16 protein-coding genes are annotated in these 14,682 nt (G+C 38.3%); 8 read left to right on the forward strand and 8 right to left on the reverse strand.

Annotated elements, in window-relative coordinates; genetic code table 11:
• Nucleotides 1-251: 251 nt before the first annotated feature.
• Genes efp through RM529_RS07510 form a run of 5 tightly spaced genes read right to left on the reverse strand, consistent with a single transcriptional unit; the run spans nt 252 to nt 5,290 of the window.
• Complete coding sequence (gene efp, locus RM529_RS07490; RefSeq protein ID WP_311484174.1) at nt 252-818, reverse strand: elongation factor P; 567 nt, start codon at nt 816-818, stop codon at nt 252-254.
• A gap of 8 nt (nt 819-826) precedes the next feature.
• Nucleotides 827-1,612 carry an acyl-ACP--UDP-N-acetylglucosamine O-acyltransferase gene (gene lpxA, locus RM529_RS07495; protein ID WP_311484175.1) on the reverse strand — a complete coding sequence of 262 codons (786 nt, stop codon included), beginning with the start codon at nt 1,610-1,612 and terminating at the stop codon, nt 827-829.
• Nucleotides 1,613-1,614: 2 nt separating this feature from the next.
• Nucleotides 1,615-3,015: a bifunctional UDP-3-O-[3-hydroxymyristoyl] N-acetylglucosamine deacetylase/3-hydroxyacyl-ACP dehydratase gene (locus tag RM529_RS07500; RefSeq protein ID WP_311484178.1), complete on the reverse strand. Its 1,401-nt coding sequence runs from the start codon at nt 3,013-3,015 to the stop codon at nt 1,615-1,617.
• The gene (gene lpxD, locus RM529_RS07505) at nt 3,008-4,036 is read right to left on the reverse strand and encodes a UDP-3-O-(3-hydroxymyristoyl)glucosamine N-acyltransferase (protein WP_311484180.1); all 1,029 of its coding nucleotides are present in this window, start codon (nt 4,034-4,036) and stop codon (nt 3,008-3,010) included. The genes RM529_RS07500 and lpxD overlap by 8 nt, the downstream gene beginning before the upstream one ends.
• Nucleotides 4,037-4,060: 24 nt before the next feature.
• Complete coding sequence (locus tag RM529_RS07510; protein ID WP_311484182.1) at nt 4,061-5,290, reverse strand: HD domain-containing protein; 1,230 nt, start codon at nt 5,288-5,290, stop codon at nt 4,061-4,063.
• Between the two features lie 115 nt (nt 5,291-5,405).
• On the opposite strand from RM529_RS07510, the gene porX reads away from it, so the two are divergent.
• The 6 genes from porX to RM529_RS07540 all read left to right on the forward strand — a co-directional run bounded on the left by porX (nt 5,406) and on the right by RM529_RS07540 (nt 10,318).
• Complete coding sequence (porX, locus tag RM529_RS07515; protein WP_311484200.1) at nt 5,406-6,956, forward strand: T9SS response regulator signal transducer PorX; 1,551 nt, start codon at nt 5,406-5,408, stop codon at nt 6,954-6,956.
• A gap of 134 nt (nt 6,957-7,090) precedes the next feature.
• A complete protein-coding gene (gene tsaE, locus RM529_RS07520; RefSeq protein ID WP_311484184.1) occupies nt 7,091-7,495 on the forward strand; it encodes a tRNA (adenosine(37)-N6)-threonylcarbamoyltransferase complex ATPase subunit type 1 TsaE in 405 nt (134 codons plus the stop codon).
• 280 nt (nt 7,496-7,775) lie between these two features.
• Complete coding sequence (locus RM529_RS07525; RefSeq protein ID WP_311484186.1) at nt 7,776-7,922, forward strand: hypothetical protein; 147 nt, start codon at nt 7,776-7,778, stop codon at nt 7,920-7,922.
• Nucleotides 7,923-8,154: 232 nt separating this feature from the next.
• Nucleotides 8,155-8,475, forward strand: coding sequence for a hypothetical protein (locus RM529_RS07530; protein ID WP_311484188.1), 321 nt, complete (start codon nt 8,155-8,157; stop codon nt 8,473-8,475).
• A gap of 62 nt (nt 8,476-8,537) precedes the next feature.
• The gene (locus RM529_RS07535) at nt 8,538-9,737 is read left to right on the forward strand and encodes an alanine dehydrogenase (protein WP_311484190.1); all 1,200 of its coding nucleotides are present in this window, start codon (nt 8,538-8,540) and stop codon (nt 9,735-9,737) included.
• A 206-nt stretch (nt 9,738-9,943) separates the two neighbouring features.
• The gene (locus RM529_RS07540; protein ID WP_311484192.1) at nt 9,944-10,318 is read left to right on the forward strand and encodes a DUF4258 domain-containing protein; all 375 of its coding nucleotides are present in this window, start codon (nt 9,944-9,946) and stop codon (nt 10,316-10,318) included.
• A 561-nt stretch (nt 10,319-10,879) separates the two neighbouring features.
• On the opposite strand, the gene bcp is transcribed toward RM529_RS07540, so the two are convergent.
• Nucleotides 10,880-11,329, reverse strand: coding sequence for a thioredoxin-dependent thiol peroxidase (gene bcp / locus RM529_RS07545; RefSeq protein ID WP_311484194.1), 450 nt, complete (start codon nt 11,327-11,329; stop codon nt 10,880-10,882).
• Nucleotides 11,330-11,359: 30 nt separating this feature from the next.
• Between bcp and nth the strand changes: the two genes are divergently transcribed.
• A complete protein-coding gene (gene nth / locus RM529_RS07550) occupies nt 11,360-12,016 on the forward strand; it encodes an endonuclease III (RefSeq protein WP_311484196.1) in 657 nt (218 codons plus the stop codon).
• Between the two features lie 73 nt (nt 12,017-12,089).
• Here nth and RM529_RS07555 read toward each other — a convergent pair whose 3' ends face one another.
• Together RM529_RS07555 and RM529_RS07560 are read right to left on the reverse strand one after the other, a co-directional pair.
• Complete coding sequence (locus RM529_RS07555; RefSeq protein ID WP_311484197.1) at nt 12,090-12,242, reverse strand: hypothetical protein; 153 nt, start codon at nt 12,240-12,242, stop codon at nt 12,090-12,092.
• Nucleotides 12,243-12,301: 59 nt separating this feature from the next.
• Entirely contained in the window at nt 12,302-12,886 is a 585-nt protein-coding gene (locus RM529_RS07560) for an RNA polymerase sigma factor (RefSeq protein ID WP_311484199.1), read from the reverse strand.
• Nucleotides 12,887-13,119: 233 nt separating this feature from the next.
• On the opposite strand from RM529_RS07560, the gene RM529_RS07565 reads away from it, so the two are divergent.
• Nucleotides 13,120-14,682 (forward strand): excinuclease ABC subunit UvrA (locus RM529_RS07565; RefSeq protein ID WP_489752730.1); only part of this gene is annotated, 1,563 nt, incomplete at its 3' end.

Consider the following 14,682-nt stretch of genomic DNA (forward strand, 5'->3'; position numbering starts at 1 on the left):
TTATTTTAAATTCTAAATTCTGAATTCTAAACTCTAAATTCTACATCTTATACACCTCTCCACTTTCCCCTTTTTTCCCGCGGATTACGCAGATAAGCGCAGAAGAAACTTACATTTTTCGTCAGGAATCCAAGAATATGATTTGTCAGACTAAACAAATAATCCCGGACGGCAGGTTAATTAAAAATTCAAAACTTAAAATTAAAAATTTTTATTTTCTTCATTCTTCAATTCTCACTCTCCACTACAACCTATTCCTTCATTCGTTCCTTGTAAGTTCCTTTCTCAGTTTCCACTTTTATTTTATCTCCTTCATTTATAAACAACGGAACGTTTACCTCGGCACCGGTTTCTAAAGTGGCCGGTTTAGTGGCATTTGTGGCTGTGTTCCCTTTAACACCCGGCTCTGTATGTGTGACTTCCAACACTACACTGGCCGGCATTTCTACAGAAAGTGGCGCATTATCTTCTGTATTGATCAAGACCGTAACAACTTCACCTTCTTTTAGAAGATTTGGCATATCCAGTGCATTTTCGGTAAGGCGTATTTGCGTGTAATCTTCTACATTCATGAAGTGGTAAAATTCGCCATCCTGGTATAAAAACTGAAATTTATGTGTTTCTACCCGCACATCTTCAATTTTATGTCCTGCTGAAAAAGTATTGTCTATTACTTTACCAGTAGTTACACTCTTTAATTTTGTGCGAACGAAAGCCGGACCTTTTCCCGGTTTTACATGTAAAAATTCTGTTATTTTAAATATATCGTGATTGTATCGAATACATAATCCTTTCCTGATATCACTAGTACTTGCCATTTTTAAAATTAGTTTGAACTGAAGTATCCTTTCATGATACCTCGTTGTGAGTTTTTAATAAATTCTAATATTTCGTCTCGCTCTGCGCTAGCCTGCATTTCTGCTTCAATAATAGCTACCGCCTGGGTGTTATTATAATTTTTCTGGTAAAGGATCCTGTAAATATCCTGAACTTCCCGAATTTTATCTGTAGTAAAGCCTCTTCTTCTTAACCCAATAGAATTAATCCCCACGAAAGATAAAGGTTCCCTTCCCGCTTTTACAAAAGGTGGTACATCTTTCCTTACCAAAGAGCCACCAGTAACAAAAGCATGATTCCCAATACTGCAAAACTGCTGAATTGCCGTCATCCCCGCAAGTATTACATACTCTCCAACGTTGATGTGCCCCGCCAGAGTACTGTTATTGGAAAAAATGCAATTATCACCAACAATACAATCGTGTGCAATATGGCAATAAGCCATGATCCAGCAATTTTTTCCAATTACGGTCTTCATCCTGTCAGAAGTACCACGATTAATGGTAACGCACTCCCTTATTGTGGTATGATCTCCAATTTCGGTTAACGTGTCCTCATCATTAAATTTTTTATCCTGCGGAATAGCTGAGATTACTGCCCCGGGAAAAATATTGCAGTTTTTACCAATACGGGCACCTTCCATTATAGTGACATTCGAACCAATCCAGGTTCCTTCGCCAATTACAACATTATTATGAATAGTTGTAAAAGGTTCTATAACCACATTCTTGGCAATTTTAGCTCCAGGATGAACGTATGCTAAAGGTTGGTTCATAATTATTTTGTTTTTACAATTTGCGCCATTAGAATAGCTTCTGTGGCAATTTTACCGTTCACGTAAGCGTAGCCCTGCATTTGGCAAATTCCGCGACGGATGGGTGCCAAAAGTTCCAGTTTAAAAATAAGTGTATCCCCCGGAACAACTTGCTGCTTAAAACGTACATTATCGATCTTCATAAAGTAAGTTAGATAATTTTCCGGATCGGGAACTGATTTTAACGCCAGAATTCCTCCTGTTTGCGCCATGGCTTCTACCTGGAGTACACCTGGCATTACCGGTTTTCCCGGAAAGTGGCCAACAAAAAATGGTTCGTTCATCGTCACATTCTTCATTCCTATTACAGAGGTAGTGGTAAGTTCATAAATTTTATCTACCAATAAGAACGGAGGTCTATGTGGTAAAGTATCCATAATGTCGGTAACATCCATAAGAGGCTTCTGGTCCGGATCAATTTTAGGAACCTTGTTCCTCTTTTCTTCCTTGATCTTTTTAGCCAGTTTTTTAGCAAATTGGGTGTTTACAAAATGGCCGGGTTTATTAGCGATTACCTTACCGCGAATTCTTGTGCCCACCAGTGCCAAATCCCCTAAAACATCCAGTAATTTATGCCTGGCTGCCTCATTTGGATAATGCAACGTAAGGTTATCTAAAATGCCGTTGGGTTTAACAGCAATTTTATCTCTTTTAAATACTTCTCTTAACTTCTGAAGCGTGTCTTCCCCAATCTCCTTGTCTACATATACAATGGCATTATTTAAATCACCTCCTTTTATTAAACCATGCTGAAGCAAAGCTTCAAGTTCGTGTAGAAAACTGAAGGTCCTCGCGTTGGAAATTTCATTTTTAAACTCAGACAAGCTGGAAATAGACGCATTCTGGGTGCCGAGAACTTTAGTGCCAAAGTCTACCATAGTGGTTACCTGGTATTCTTCAGCGGGCATAATAATAAGCTCACTACCGGAGTCTTCATCCCGATAGCAGATCACTTCATTCACTACATATTCGTCCCTTTTTTCCTCCTGCTCTACAATTCCCGCCTTTTCCAAAGCTTCTACAAAAAACTTTGAAGAACCATCCATAATAGGAGGTTCTGAAGCATTTAATTCAATAATCAGGTTATCGATATCCAGTCCAACGCAGGCTGCAAGAACATGTTCTGAGGTTTGGATGCTTACGCCATTTTTTTCCAGGTTGGTACCTCGCTTGGTATTTACCACATAATTCACATCTGCTTCAATAAGAGGACTGCCTTCAACATCAGTCCTTTTAAAAACAAAGCCTGTATTTTCGGGGGCGGGCTTAAAGGTTAGCGTTACCTCCTGCCCTGTATGAAGTCCTACACCGTTCAACGAAACTTCATTATCAATGGTCCTTTGTTTTGACACTTTTTCAGCCATTATTGTTTAGTTTTTTTTCCAGTTGGTTAAGTTTATCTACAGTTTGAGATAGATTTTTAAAGTGTATATAAGATTTATTATAATTGCTGTAAGCTAAAGCAGGAGAACCCTGCAACATTTCGTCATCTTTAATGTTTCTTCCAACGCCGGACTGTGCCTGGATCTTCACCCGGTTTCCGATTGTGAGATGTCCGGAAATCCCAACCTGCCCCCCAATAAGGCAATTTTCGCCAATTTTAGTAGAACCCGCAATTCCCGTTTGGGCAGCGATAGCTGTATTTTGGCCAATTTCGACGTTATGGGCGATCTGGATCTGGTTATCCAGCTTTACACCCTTTCTTAAGATGGTAGATCCCAAGGTTGCTCTATCTATAGTCGTTGCAGCACCAACATCTACGTTATCCTCAATAACCACATTCCCTATTTGGGGCACTTTTGAATATACCCCACCTTCGCCAGGGCTAAAACCGAAGCCGTCGGCACCAATTATTGCTCCCCCATGAATAACACAGTTGTTCCCTATAAGCGTTTCTGAATAAATTTTAACCCCTGCAAATAAGGTCACGTTATTGCCAATTATCACATTATCACCAATATAAACATTAGGATAGATCTTAACATTGTCTCCAATTATCACATTTTCGCCAATGTATGAGAACGCGCCCAGGTAGAGCTCTTCCCCATATTTGACACTTTCAGCAACAAAACTCGGTTGTTCAATCCCGCTTTTGTTCAATTTAATTTGATTGTAATATTCCAGGAGTGTAGAAAATGCCTTATAGGCATCCTTTACTTTAATAAGCGTGGTTGTTATAGGCTGCTCTATTTCAAAATTACTATTTACTATAGTAATAGAAGCATTTGTCTTATATATATAAGATGTGTATTTAGGATTGCTTAAAAAGGTAAGGGAACCCTCAGAGCCTTCTTCGATTTTTGCCAGTTCTGAGACTTCAGCTTCGGGATTCCCTACAACTGTGCCTTCCAGAATTTCTGCTATTTGTGCTGCTGTAAACTTCATTCTGGCAAAAGTAAAAAAAATGCTTCAATCTTTGGACTTAGGATAACAGATATAATATTTCACCACTGTTTTTGAGAGTGCTTTTAGGTTAAGCTGGTCCGAAACTTTAACAACATCGTTGATCTTGCCGTTTTTATGCAGAATGTTAATTGCGTTATTTTCTTTCTTATAAGCCAGGTTGGTAATTTCCCCGCTAAAGACAAAATAATCAGCTTCTTTTTCTAAAATATCATATTTCTGCTGAAGGTTTTCCCTGTGCTTTTGCATCTTCTTTTCGTCCGGCTTCTTCTTTTTAATTTTCACCTTTAACAGATCCCGGTTAATGATCATTCGGCACAAATTACGCAATACAAAATCATCACAATCCACCCATTCTTTCATGGCACTCACCACGTCATAATCATCAAGCCTGGAGAAAATGCCTAAAACTTCAGTATTAAAATCTTCTTTTTGCACTTTATTGTGCAGGAAGTAACTTAAAGCTGTACTGGACTTTATTTTTTTCCCTTCATCTATTAATTCCTTCGCCCTTCTTAAAACCCTAATAAGCAACTGCTCGGCAACAAGGCTTGTTTTATGAAGATAAACCTGCCAGTACATTAACCGCCGGGCCACCAAAAATTTTTCTACGGAATAAATACCTTTTTCCTCAACAACCAACTCATCGTTCACCACATTCAGCATCGTGATAAGACGTTCACTATTAATATTCCCTTCTGCAGCACCGGTGTAAAAACTGTCCCTTTTAAGGTAATCCAGCCGGTCCATATCCATTTGGCTGGAAATTAACTGGTTCATAAACCTGCGGTGATAACTGCCCTTAAACATATTTATGGCAAGCGTTAAATCCTGGTTAAAGTTTTTATTAAGCTCCTCCATAAAAAGCAGCGAAATACATTCGTGATCCACCCCTTCCACGATACTATGTTCCATCGCATGAGAAAAAGGACCGTGACCAATATCATGTAATAAAATAGCGACATAAAGAGCTTGTTCTTCTTCCGAAGAAATTTCAACACCTTTATATATAAGGATTTGAACGGCTTTTTGCATTAAATGAAGGCAGCCGAGCGCATGATGAAACCTGGTATGATTGGCACCTGGATACACGAGATATGAAAGCCCCATTTGGGAAATTCTGCGTAGTCTTTGAAAGTATGGATGTTCAATAATGTTGAATATCTGCTGACTGGGAACAGTAATAAATCCGTAAATTGGATCGTTTAATAATTTGAGTTTGTTTTGTGAAGCCAAGCTTAAAAATTTAATTAAAACAAATATACATATTGAAGTCCATAAAGGGCCTCTGTTCAACCTAAAAGCCATATATGCCGAATAAAATTTTGCTATGGCTTATAATTTTAGACCTATGAATAATATCAACATACTTTGGGTAGACGATGAAATTGATTTGCTGAAGCCCCACATTATTTTTCTTGAATCGCGAAATTATGCCGTGACAACCTGTAAAAGTGGTACCGAAGCTTTGGAGAAAATAGAAGAAGAAAGTTTTGATATTGTTTTTCTGGATGAAAATATGCCCGGCCTTACCGGATTGGAAACTCTTTCGGAAATTAAAGAAAAACGCGAAAATCTTCCTGTTGTGATGATTACCAAGAGCGAAGAAGAGTACATTATGGAAGAAGCCATTGGTTCTAAAATTGCCGATTACCTTATAAAACCGGTAAACCCCAACCAGATCCTGCTTAGTATTAAAAAGAACCTGGACCACTCCCGGTTAATTTCTGAAAAAACCACTTCAAACTATCAGCAGGAGTTTAGAAAAATTGCTATGGAAATGTCCCAGGTAAATTCTTATGAAGAATGGGCAGAGCTTTATCAGCGGCTTATTTACTGGGAACTTCAGCTGGAAACCATTGAAGACAGCAGCATGTTCGAGATTTTAGAATCGCAAAAACAGGAAGCAAACACCCAGTTCTGTAAATTTATTGAAAAAAATTACGCTTCCTGGTTTGACCGGGATGCCGACGCTCCCGTAATGTCCCACACACTTTTTAAGAAGCAAATAGTTCCTGAAATTAATAAAGAGCAACCAACTTTATTGGTAGTTGTAGATAACCTCAGGTACGACCAGTGGAAAGCTTTTGAACCTGTGGTAAACACTTTCTATAAAAAAGAAAAAGAATCGGCTTATTTCAGCATACTACCAACAGCTACACAATATGCACGCAATGCAATCTTCTCGGGGCTTATGCCAAGCGAAATGGAAAAGCTATTCCCGAAGTACTGGAAAAATGATACCGATGAAGGCGGAAAAAACCTGTATGAAGAAAACTTTCTGCAGGAGCAAATGAAAAGGCTGGGGTTGGATTTTACTTTTGCTTACCATAAAATAAGCAATTTAAAAGCGGGAAAAAAGCTGGTAGAAAATTTTAAATCTCAAAAAAATAATGATTTTACTGTGGTAGTTTACAATTTTGTAGACATGCTGTCCCACTCCAAGACCGAGATGGAAGTAATAAAAGAATTAGCTTCTAATGATAAATCCTACCGTTCTCTAACGCACAGCTGGTTCAGGAATTCCCCGCTCCTGGAGATTATCCAGCAGGCGCAGCAACTTGGCTTTAAATTGATTATCACCACAGATCATGGTACTATAAATGTGAAGCACCCCTCTAAGGTAATAGGAGATAAAGAAACAAGCCTTAATTTAAGGTACAAAACCGGGAAAAGCCTTACCTACGAAAAGAAAGAAGTACTGGAAGCTGCCAACCCTAAGACGGTCCATCTTCCTACATTAAATATGAGCAGCTCATTTATTTTTGCCAAGGGGGATTTATTCTTCGCCTATCCCAACAACTTTAACCATTATGTAGGTTACTACCGGAACACTTACCAACACGGTGGGGTTTCCCTGGAAGAGATGGTTATCCCCTACATAGTTTTGTCTCCAAAATAAAATATAATCGATAAAAAGCATCTTTTTATCGATAAAAGGCATTTTCACATAAGTCTATTAATCTGATTTTCAGTAATATGTAATTTATTTCAAATAATTACATATCTTTATCATCCCTTAAATCTAAAAATTGAATGTCGTTAACCTACGATCTGGACCAACTGGATATGGCTGTTAATCATATCCTAGAGCATACAAAAAGCAAGACTCTGCTTTTTTATGGCGAGATGGGAGCCGGTAAAACTACTTTAATCCGGGCTCTCGTAAGCGCACTGGGCGCTGAAGAGTCTGCCTCCAGTCCCACCTTTTCCCTGGTTAATGAATACCTCACACCAGAGGGACCTATTTATCATTTTGATTTTTACAGAATAAATTCTAAAGCTGAAGCTTTGGATATGGGTATTGAAGATTATTTGGATGCCTCTGCATGGAAATTTATCGAATGGCCACAAAAAATAGAGAGTTTTCTAGATGAAAATTCCCAAAAAGTGGAAATTTTGATAAAAAACACGGATTTAAGATTGTTAAAACTATGTTAAAAAAACTAGAAAAAAGCGGGAATTTGGAAAAATTGTGATGTAAGAAAAAAGTTACATATCGAAAAATATTTTAAGTTCAGGGAATAATTTTTCGCATCTGAACGAAAATTAAAATAAGTTTAACTTACTTTTGGAAAGAAAATTTTTCAAAAGTGAGCATTTTTATGCTGTGAAAAAGGCTGCAAAAGTACAACTAATATATTTGTTAGTAGCGGGTTAAGATTTTTATAGGTTTGTATCAGAAACAAAAACGAAATACAAATTTTTAAAATCTACAAATATGAAAATCAAAGCAGTATTATTCGCAGCAGCAATTTTTGGAGCAAGCTTTTTTGTAACTTCAACTACAGATAAAGAAAATGATAAAGAAGTCATCAAAACACAAGCCGTCGACAAAAGGCTCATCCGGGTTCCTCCTTGTGGGTAGTATTATAGCTATCTCTATAGCGCTTTCACCTTATATTTTTTATTTATATGAAATTTTCCCAAGCACTCCTGTTTGGGAAAATTCTTTTTTTACCTATGAAAGTAAATATTACCAGGACGTTCTTACTGCGGCTTGGACTTACTTAGGGAAAATAACACCTCTCTTCCTTTTGCTTATATGGTTTTTTACCTGTAAACACTGGTGGTACCATGTAATTCTTATTCCGATTGCTATGTATACTTACCAAATAGTTGGAACTTTTTATGCTGACGTTTATTTAGAAAGTGAATTTCTTATGGATGTTAACGGGCTTATTTATCTCGCTCCTTTTTTTATTGCTATTCTTTCTATAGTTTATCTGGTAAGAGTTAAAATTTTCGATCGCATTTATGGTTTGGACAGTCTTAGCGAACTGGAAGAAACGGAAATCTCTGTTTTCTCCAACGTTTCTGATCGTGACAGGAGGGAGATAAAATCTTTTCAGCAGGAAGCAGAAGAAGATATGGCGGGAGAACAGGACATTGCTATGGAAGATTATTACCGCAAACTCTAGTACAGCTTCTTCTTATTAATTTTCTTAAATTAGTCGTACTTAATATTTAGTACACTATACGTATGGCCCAGCAGGTTTCCCCTTTTACAAAAGAGCAACTCATTCCGCAGGAAGAAATGCTTGAAATTCACAGGAATAAGGGAGAACTTTTTATTGGTATTCCCAAAGAAACTTCTTATCAGGAAAAACGGGTGTGCCTTAGTCCCGACGCGGTTGCCGCGATCACCTCTAACGGGCACAGGGTACTTATGGAATCTGGCGCGGGAAGCCTTGCCCGCTTTAGCGACAGAGATTATTCTAACGCCGGTGCCGAAATTACCCGGGATACAAAGAAGGTTTTTTCCTGCCCCACCATTTTAAAGATGGAGCCACCTTCTATGGAGGAGCTGGAAATGATCAATCCGCAAACTACGCTTATTTCGGCGCTTCAGTTAAAGACCCAGTGCAAGGAATATTTTCAGAAACTGGCTTCCAAGCGTATCACTGCCCTAGGATTTGAATTCATCCGGGATGAGGATGGCAGCTACCCAATTGTTAAGGCACTCAGCGAAATTGCAGGTACCGCTTCTGTTCTTATTGCTTCAGAAATAATGAGTAACCATGCCAGAGGTAACGGGCTCATGTTTGGGAACATAAGCGGCGTTCCTCCTATAGAAGTAGTAATTCTTGGCGCAGGAACGGTGGGGGAATTCGCCACCAGATCTGCCCTGGGACTTGGCGCAAGTGTAAAAGTTTTTGACAGTTCCCTTACCAGGTTAAGAAGTATCCAATCCAGCCTGGGACAACCGTTTTACACCTCTACCATCCAGCCAAAAAATTTAAGCAAAGCCCTTAAGCGCTGCGATGTTTTAATAGGTGCCGTTCGCGGAAAAAACCGGTCGCCGGTATTGATTACCGAGGATATGGTGTCTACTATGAAGCGTGGTGCTGTGATTATAGATGTGAGTATAGATATGGGAGGTTGCGTGGAAACCAGCGAAATTACTTCTCACGACAATCCCATTTTTGAAAAGCACAATGTTATTCATTACTGCGTTCCCAATATTCCTTCCCGGTATGCACGCACTTCTTCTTTATCAATAAGCAATATTTTCACTCCTTATTTACTTCATATTGCTGAAGAGGGTGGCCTGGAGAATACATTGCGTTTCGATAAAGGACTGCGAAGCGGTCTCTATTTTTACCACGGAATTTTGACAAATAAATCTATAGCAGACTGGTTTGATCTAACTTACAGGGATATTAATCTTCTTATTTTCTGATATTCTTGTCCGGTTAATAAAGTGCGCCTGGACTGATTCAGAAAACGATTCACTACCTTCAGGATTCACAAAAAATTTTGATCTACAAAGTCAAAAAAAGTCCTTGCAGAAAGATGTAGTATAAGATAGCTTGGTCTTTTTTAAACCCAATGCTTTTCGATATTTTCTCGCTGAAGTTTAATACTTTTGCGCATATTTATTTTTAAATGAAATTAGCGCATCGTTTAGGTTATTACGGCTTCGGCCTGGTATTGGGAATTATTATTTTAATGTTTTTCCTGGGAGGAAAAAAAGCTTCCTGTGACTACTCCCCCACTGCACGCGTCCTGAAAAATATCAGGATAAAGGATAGAAACTTTTCTAATGAAGCCCTGTCTTATTTTTCCAATAACAGCATAGACACGGCTGTAGTTTCAACTATTTTAGATGAAGGAGATGTGGATTTTAGCAAAAGCGATACAGATCGTACACCCTGCAACCTTTACGTAATAATGGGAGAAACCGAATCTGGCGAACTGGAGCTTCAAATCGAAAATTGTGAGGATACGGCTACTATAGTTTCTGCTAAAAGAAGTGATTAAGTTGGAAATTTCAGTGTAATTTTCTTGTCTCCTGCTTCTTGTTTCTATTTTGTTGTGGGTTCTCGGTTGTTAGTCAAAATTCAGGTTTCAGGTTTCAAGTTAAAATTGAATGGCAGCCTTAAAATGGCAATTTTCGGCATATAGCGTCGAGCAGAGCATAATTGAATATCTTTTTTCCTGCAGCACAGCGGTCTTGGTTCTTTTTTCCCGTTTGTTCTCAGTTGTTATTTATCGGATGTCGTTTCAAAGTTTCAGGTTTCAGGTTAAAATCGAAGGCAGCCTTAAAATGTCAAATTTCGACCTGGAATGAAGTTGGTAAAGCCAAATTTCTCCCGCCGATTTCGCTGATTTTCGCAGAAAAATCTTTTAGCGAAGCGGTCTTGCTTCTTGTTTCTCAGTTTTCAGTCGCATCGACCGGCGCATGATCAGATGTCTTTTTTCCTGCAGCGCAGCGGTCTAGGTTCTTGGTTCTTTTTTCTTCATTCTATGGGAATTCAAAATTCAGAATAGAAAACAGTCACTAATGCACCAAAAATCAGCGCACCAGTAACTCATAATTTTCTAAAGGATTTGAGCAGCATGCTCTTTTGTTTTTACTTTTTTAATGACCTCTTCAATTTGCCCATTTTCGTCAATTATAAACGTGGTACGATGAATTCCTTCGTATTCTTTTCCCATAAATTTCTTGGGACCCCAGACACCGTATGCTTTTATAACTTCCTTATCCTCATCTGCCAGCAACGGGAAAGGTAATTCATATTTATTTTTAAAATTCTGCTGACGCTTTTTGGAATCTCCACTTACGCCAAGAATAGCATAACCGTTCTTCTCAAAATGTTTCCAGTTGTCCCGCAAATTACAGGCCTCTGCAGTACATCCAGGCGTACTTGCTTTTGGATAAAAGAAAAGAACAAGTTTCTTACCTTTAAAATCGGATAAACTTACGGAATTCCCGTCCTGATCTTCTACTGAAAAATCTGGCGCATTGTCGCCTGCTTCTAATGTTGTCATAATTCTTATTTTTACCTAAAATTACACAATATGAACAAACAGCAAAAGGTAGAATTCGTTATTCGTACTTTAAATGAAATTTATCCTGAAGTTCCCATCCCGCTAGACCATAAAGATCCCTATACTTTACTTATTGCCGTTTTACTTTCAGCACAAAGTACCGATGTTAGAGTAAACCAGATCACACCATTACTCTTCCAGGTAGCCGATACACCACAAAAAATGGTTAAACTTTCTATAGAAGAAATAAGGGAAATTATAAAGCCTGTGGGACTTTCGCCTATGAAATCCAAAGGAATACACGGACTTTCAGAAATTCTTCTTGAAAAATATAACGGAGAAGTTCCTGCAGATTTTGAAGCCCTGGAAGCGCTTCCTGCAGTTGGGCACAAAACAGCGAGCGTGGTAATGTCTCAGGCTTTTAATATTCCGGCATTTCCCGTAGACACTCATATTCACCGGCTTATGTATCGCTGGAACCTTAGCAACGGAAAAAACGTGGTACAAACAGAAAAGGACGCAAAAAGATTGTTCCCAAAGGATTTATGGAACAAACTTCACCTCCAGATAATATGGTATGGCAGGCAATTTTCACCGGCACGCGGCTGGGATCTTGAAAAGGATGTAATTACCCGTACTATTGGCCGAAAAAGTGTTCTACAGGAGTATCATAGAAAAAGCAAATAATTTCTATAAATTATCTAACACTTTATAAAAATTAAAAAAGACCTGTCGGCTAAAAACAGGTCTTTTGTTCCATCTAATTCAGAAGCAATTCGTACTTCCTCATTTTTCCATCTATCACACTTAACGCTTTAGAATAATTTAAAAGAAGAGCTATTGTTTCTTCTTTTGGCGCTATTTTTTTCAATTTTCCTTCTTCCGAAGAGTTTTTTAAGTAAAGTTTCCCCATTTGTAAATCTTTTGCGTTGGTTTTAAATAATAACGCAACCGATTCCTGCAAATTGCCTGTTAATTTGTTAAAGTTATGTTACGTTTTTCGATAATTTTCCTCAGATTAATCAGGGCATACCGCATACGTCCCAGAGCAGTATTAATACTTACTCCCGTGCGTTCGGAAATTTCTTTAAAGCTCATGTCTTTGTAAATTCGCATGGTAAGCACTTCCAGCTGGTCTTCGGGAAGTTCTTTAATAAGTTCCTGCACATCGCTTTCGATCTGGTCCTTTATAATTTGTTTTTCAACATTAAGATCTCCATCGCTCAACACCGAAAAAATATTAAAATCGCCGCTATTATCGAACTTCGGCATCCTTTTATTCTTTCTAAAATGGTCGATTACAAGGTTGTGAGCAATACGCATTACCCATGGAAGAAATTTTCCTTCTTCGTTGTACTTTCCTCGTTTTAGGGTATTGATAACTTTAATGAAGGTGTCCTGAAAAACATCTTCAGCAATATCTTTATCAAAAACTTTGGAGTAAATAAAACTATAAATCCGGTGCTGGTGGCGATTAATTAATTTGGAGAGGGCCTGTTCATCGCCCTGCATATATTCTCTTACGAGATAAGCATCGGTTATCTGTACGTTCTTCATGACAGTTACTTTTTATTCCGGGCAAGGGGTCCGGGGTTAAGATTAAATTTTTAGAAGTAACTGTATGCTATAGGCGTAGTGATAGTTTATGTTCAACAGTGCCAAATATAGTAACATAAAGTTGAGAAATACAAATAAAACTTTAATTCTTTAACATTCCCATAAGATTTCAGCAGCTTTTTACACTGCGGGTTATTAAGTACCTTTGCATTCTTACTTTAGAAAAAGAGACCATGAATATTGACGTTGCAAAGGTTAACCCAAAACAAAATATCATCATAAAAGGTGCAAAATTGCACAACCTCAAAAATATAAATGTTGTAATTCCCAGAAATAAATTAGTGGTCATTACGGGACTTTCCGGATCAGGAAAATCCAGTCTCGCATTTGATACTCTTTATGCCGAAGGACAGCGTCGGTATGTAGAAAGTTTATCTTCTTATGCCCGCCAGTTTCTAGGACGACTGAACAAGCCAAAAGTTGATTATATTAAAGGGATCGCGCCTGCAATAGCCATTGAGCAAAAAGTAAATTCCACCAATCCAAGATCTACCGTTGGGACTTCTACTGAAATATATGATTACCTGAAACTTCTTTTCGCCAGAATTGGTAAAACCTATTCTCCGGTTTCCGGAAATGAAGTGAAAAAAGATACGGTTACAGACGTGATCAACTATGTTAAATCTTTTGAAGAAGGAGAAAAATTGCTGCTCCTTGCTCCTATTCATATTGAAAAAGGAAGATCCCTTAAAAAGAAGATCGAAGTTCTTGCACAACAGGGATATAGCAGGATAAAAATTGGGAGTGATGTTAAGCGCATTGATGAAGCAGAGTTAAAAAATGTCAAGCCCGAAGAGATTTCGTTAGTTGTGGACCGGATTATTACAAAGGACGAAGAGGATTTCTACAACAGGCTTGCAGATGCTGTACAAACGGCCTTTTTTGAAGGAAAAGGAGAGCTTTTTATTGAATCTTTAGCAGATAAAAACCTGCGCCACTTCAGCAACAAATTTGAACTTGACGGAATGTCTTTCCTGGAACCCAATGTGCACCTTTTCAGTTTTAATAATCCTTACGGAGCCTGCCCAAAATGTGAAGGTTACGGGGACGTTATTGGGATTGATGAAGACCTGGTAATTCCAAACACCGGCTTATCTGTTTACGAAAACGCAATCTTTCCGTGGAGAGGTGAAAGTATGAGCTGGTATAGAGATCAGCTCGTGAATAATTCTCATAAGTTCGACTTTCCTATTCATAAACCTTATTTTGAATTAACAGAAGAACATAAGGCACTGGTCTGGAATGGTAATCAGTATTTTGAAGGTCTTAATCAGTTCTTTGAGTTTCTTGAAAGTAAGGCATATAAAATTCAGAATAGGGTGATGTTGTCCCGCTACCGGGGTAAAACAAAATGTTCCCTCTGTAAAGGAAAAAGATTAAGACCTGAAGCACATTACGTAAAAATTAACGGATTAAATATTACAGATCTGGTCGAGAAACCCCTGGAAAAGGTGAGAAACTTTTTTGATAACCTGGAACTCAACCAGTATGATGAACAAATTGCAAAACGTCTACTTACAGAAATCCGGAACCGACTCCAGTTCCTTTCCAACGTAGGCCTGGACTATTTAACTCTAAACAGAAAATCCAATACCTTGTCTGGCGGGGAATCGCAAAGGATCAACCTGGCGACCAGCCTTGGCAGCAGTCTTGTAGGATCTATGTACATCCTGGACGAACCTTCTATAGGATTGCATCCGCGGGACACAGAGCGTTTAATTGGAGTTTTGCAGCGT

The organism is Autumnicola edwardsiae, from assembly GCF_031846505.1.
Lineage (GTDB): Bacteria > Bacteroidota > Bacteroidia > Flavobacteriales > Flavobacteriaceae > Autumnicola > Autumnicola edwardsiae.

What these genes read in the sequence shown, in the direction of transcription:
- efp (WP_311484174.1), bottom strand. Translation starts at nt 818, where the DNA reads ATGGCAAGTACTAGTGATATCAGGAAAGGATTATGTATTCGATACAAT.
- lpxA (WP_311484175.1), bottom strand. Translation starts at nt 1,612, where the DNA reads ATGAACCAACCTTTAGCATACGTTCATCCTGGAGCTAAAATTGCCAAG.
- RM529_RS07500 (WP_311484178.1), bottom strand. Translation starts at nt 3,015, where the DNA reads ATGGCTGAAAAAGTGTCAAAACAAAGGACCATTGATAATGAAGTTTCG.
- lpxD (WP_311484180.1), bottom strand. Translation starts at nt 4,036, where the DNA reads ATGAAGTTTACAGCAGCACAAATAGCAGAAATTCTGGAAGGCACAGTT.
- porX (WP_311484200.1), top strand. Translation starts at nt 5,406, where the DNA reads ATGAATAATATCAACATACTTTGGGTAGACGATGAAATTGATTTGCTG.
- tsaE (WP_311484184.1), top strand. Translation starts at nt 7,091, where the DNA reads ATGTCGTTAACCTACGATCTGGACCAACTGGATATGGCTGTTAATCAT.
- RM529_RS07525 (WP_311484186.1), top strand. Translation starts at nt 7,776, where the DNA reads ATGAAAATCAAAGCAGTATTATTCGCAGCAGCAATTTTTGGAGCAAGC.
- RM529_RS07530 (WP_311484188.1), top strand. Translation starts at nt 8,155, where the DNA reads ATGTATACTTACCAAATAGTTGGAACTTTTTATGCTGACGTTTATTTA.
- RM529_RS07535 (WP_311484190.1), top strand. Translation starts at nt 8,538, where the DNA reads ATGGCCCAGCAGGTTTCCCCTTTTACAAAAGAGCAACTCATTCCGCAG.
- RM529_RS07540 (WP_311484192.1), top strand. Translation starts at nt 9,944, where the DNA reads ATGAAATTAGCGCATCGTTTAGGTTATTACGGCTTCGGCCTGGTATTG.
- bcp (WP_311484194.1), bottom strand. Translation starts at nt 11,329, where the DNA reads ATGACAACATTAGAAGCAGGCGACAATGCGCCAGATTTTTCAGTAGAA.
- nth (WP_311484196.1), top strand. Translation starts at nt 11,360, where the DNA reads ATGAACAAACAGCAAAAGGTAGAATTCGTTATTCGTACTTTAAATGAA.
- RM529_RS07555 (WP_311484197.1), bottom strand. Translation starts at nt 12,242, where the DNA reads ATGGGGAAACTTTACTTAAAAAACTCTTCGGAAGAAGGAAAATTGAAA.
- RM529_RS07560 (WP_311484199.1), bottom strand. Translation starts at nt 12,886, where the DNA reads ATGAAGAACGTACAGATAACCGATGCTTATCTCGTAAGAGAATATATG.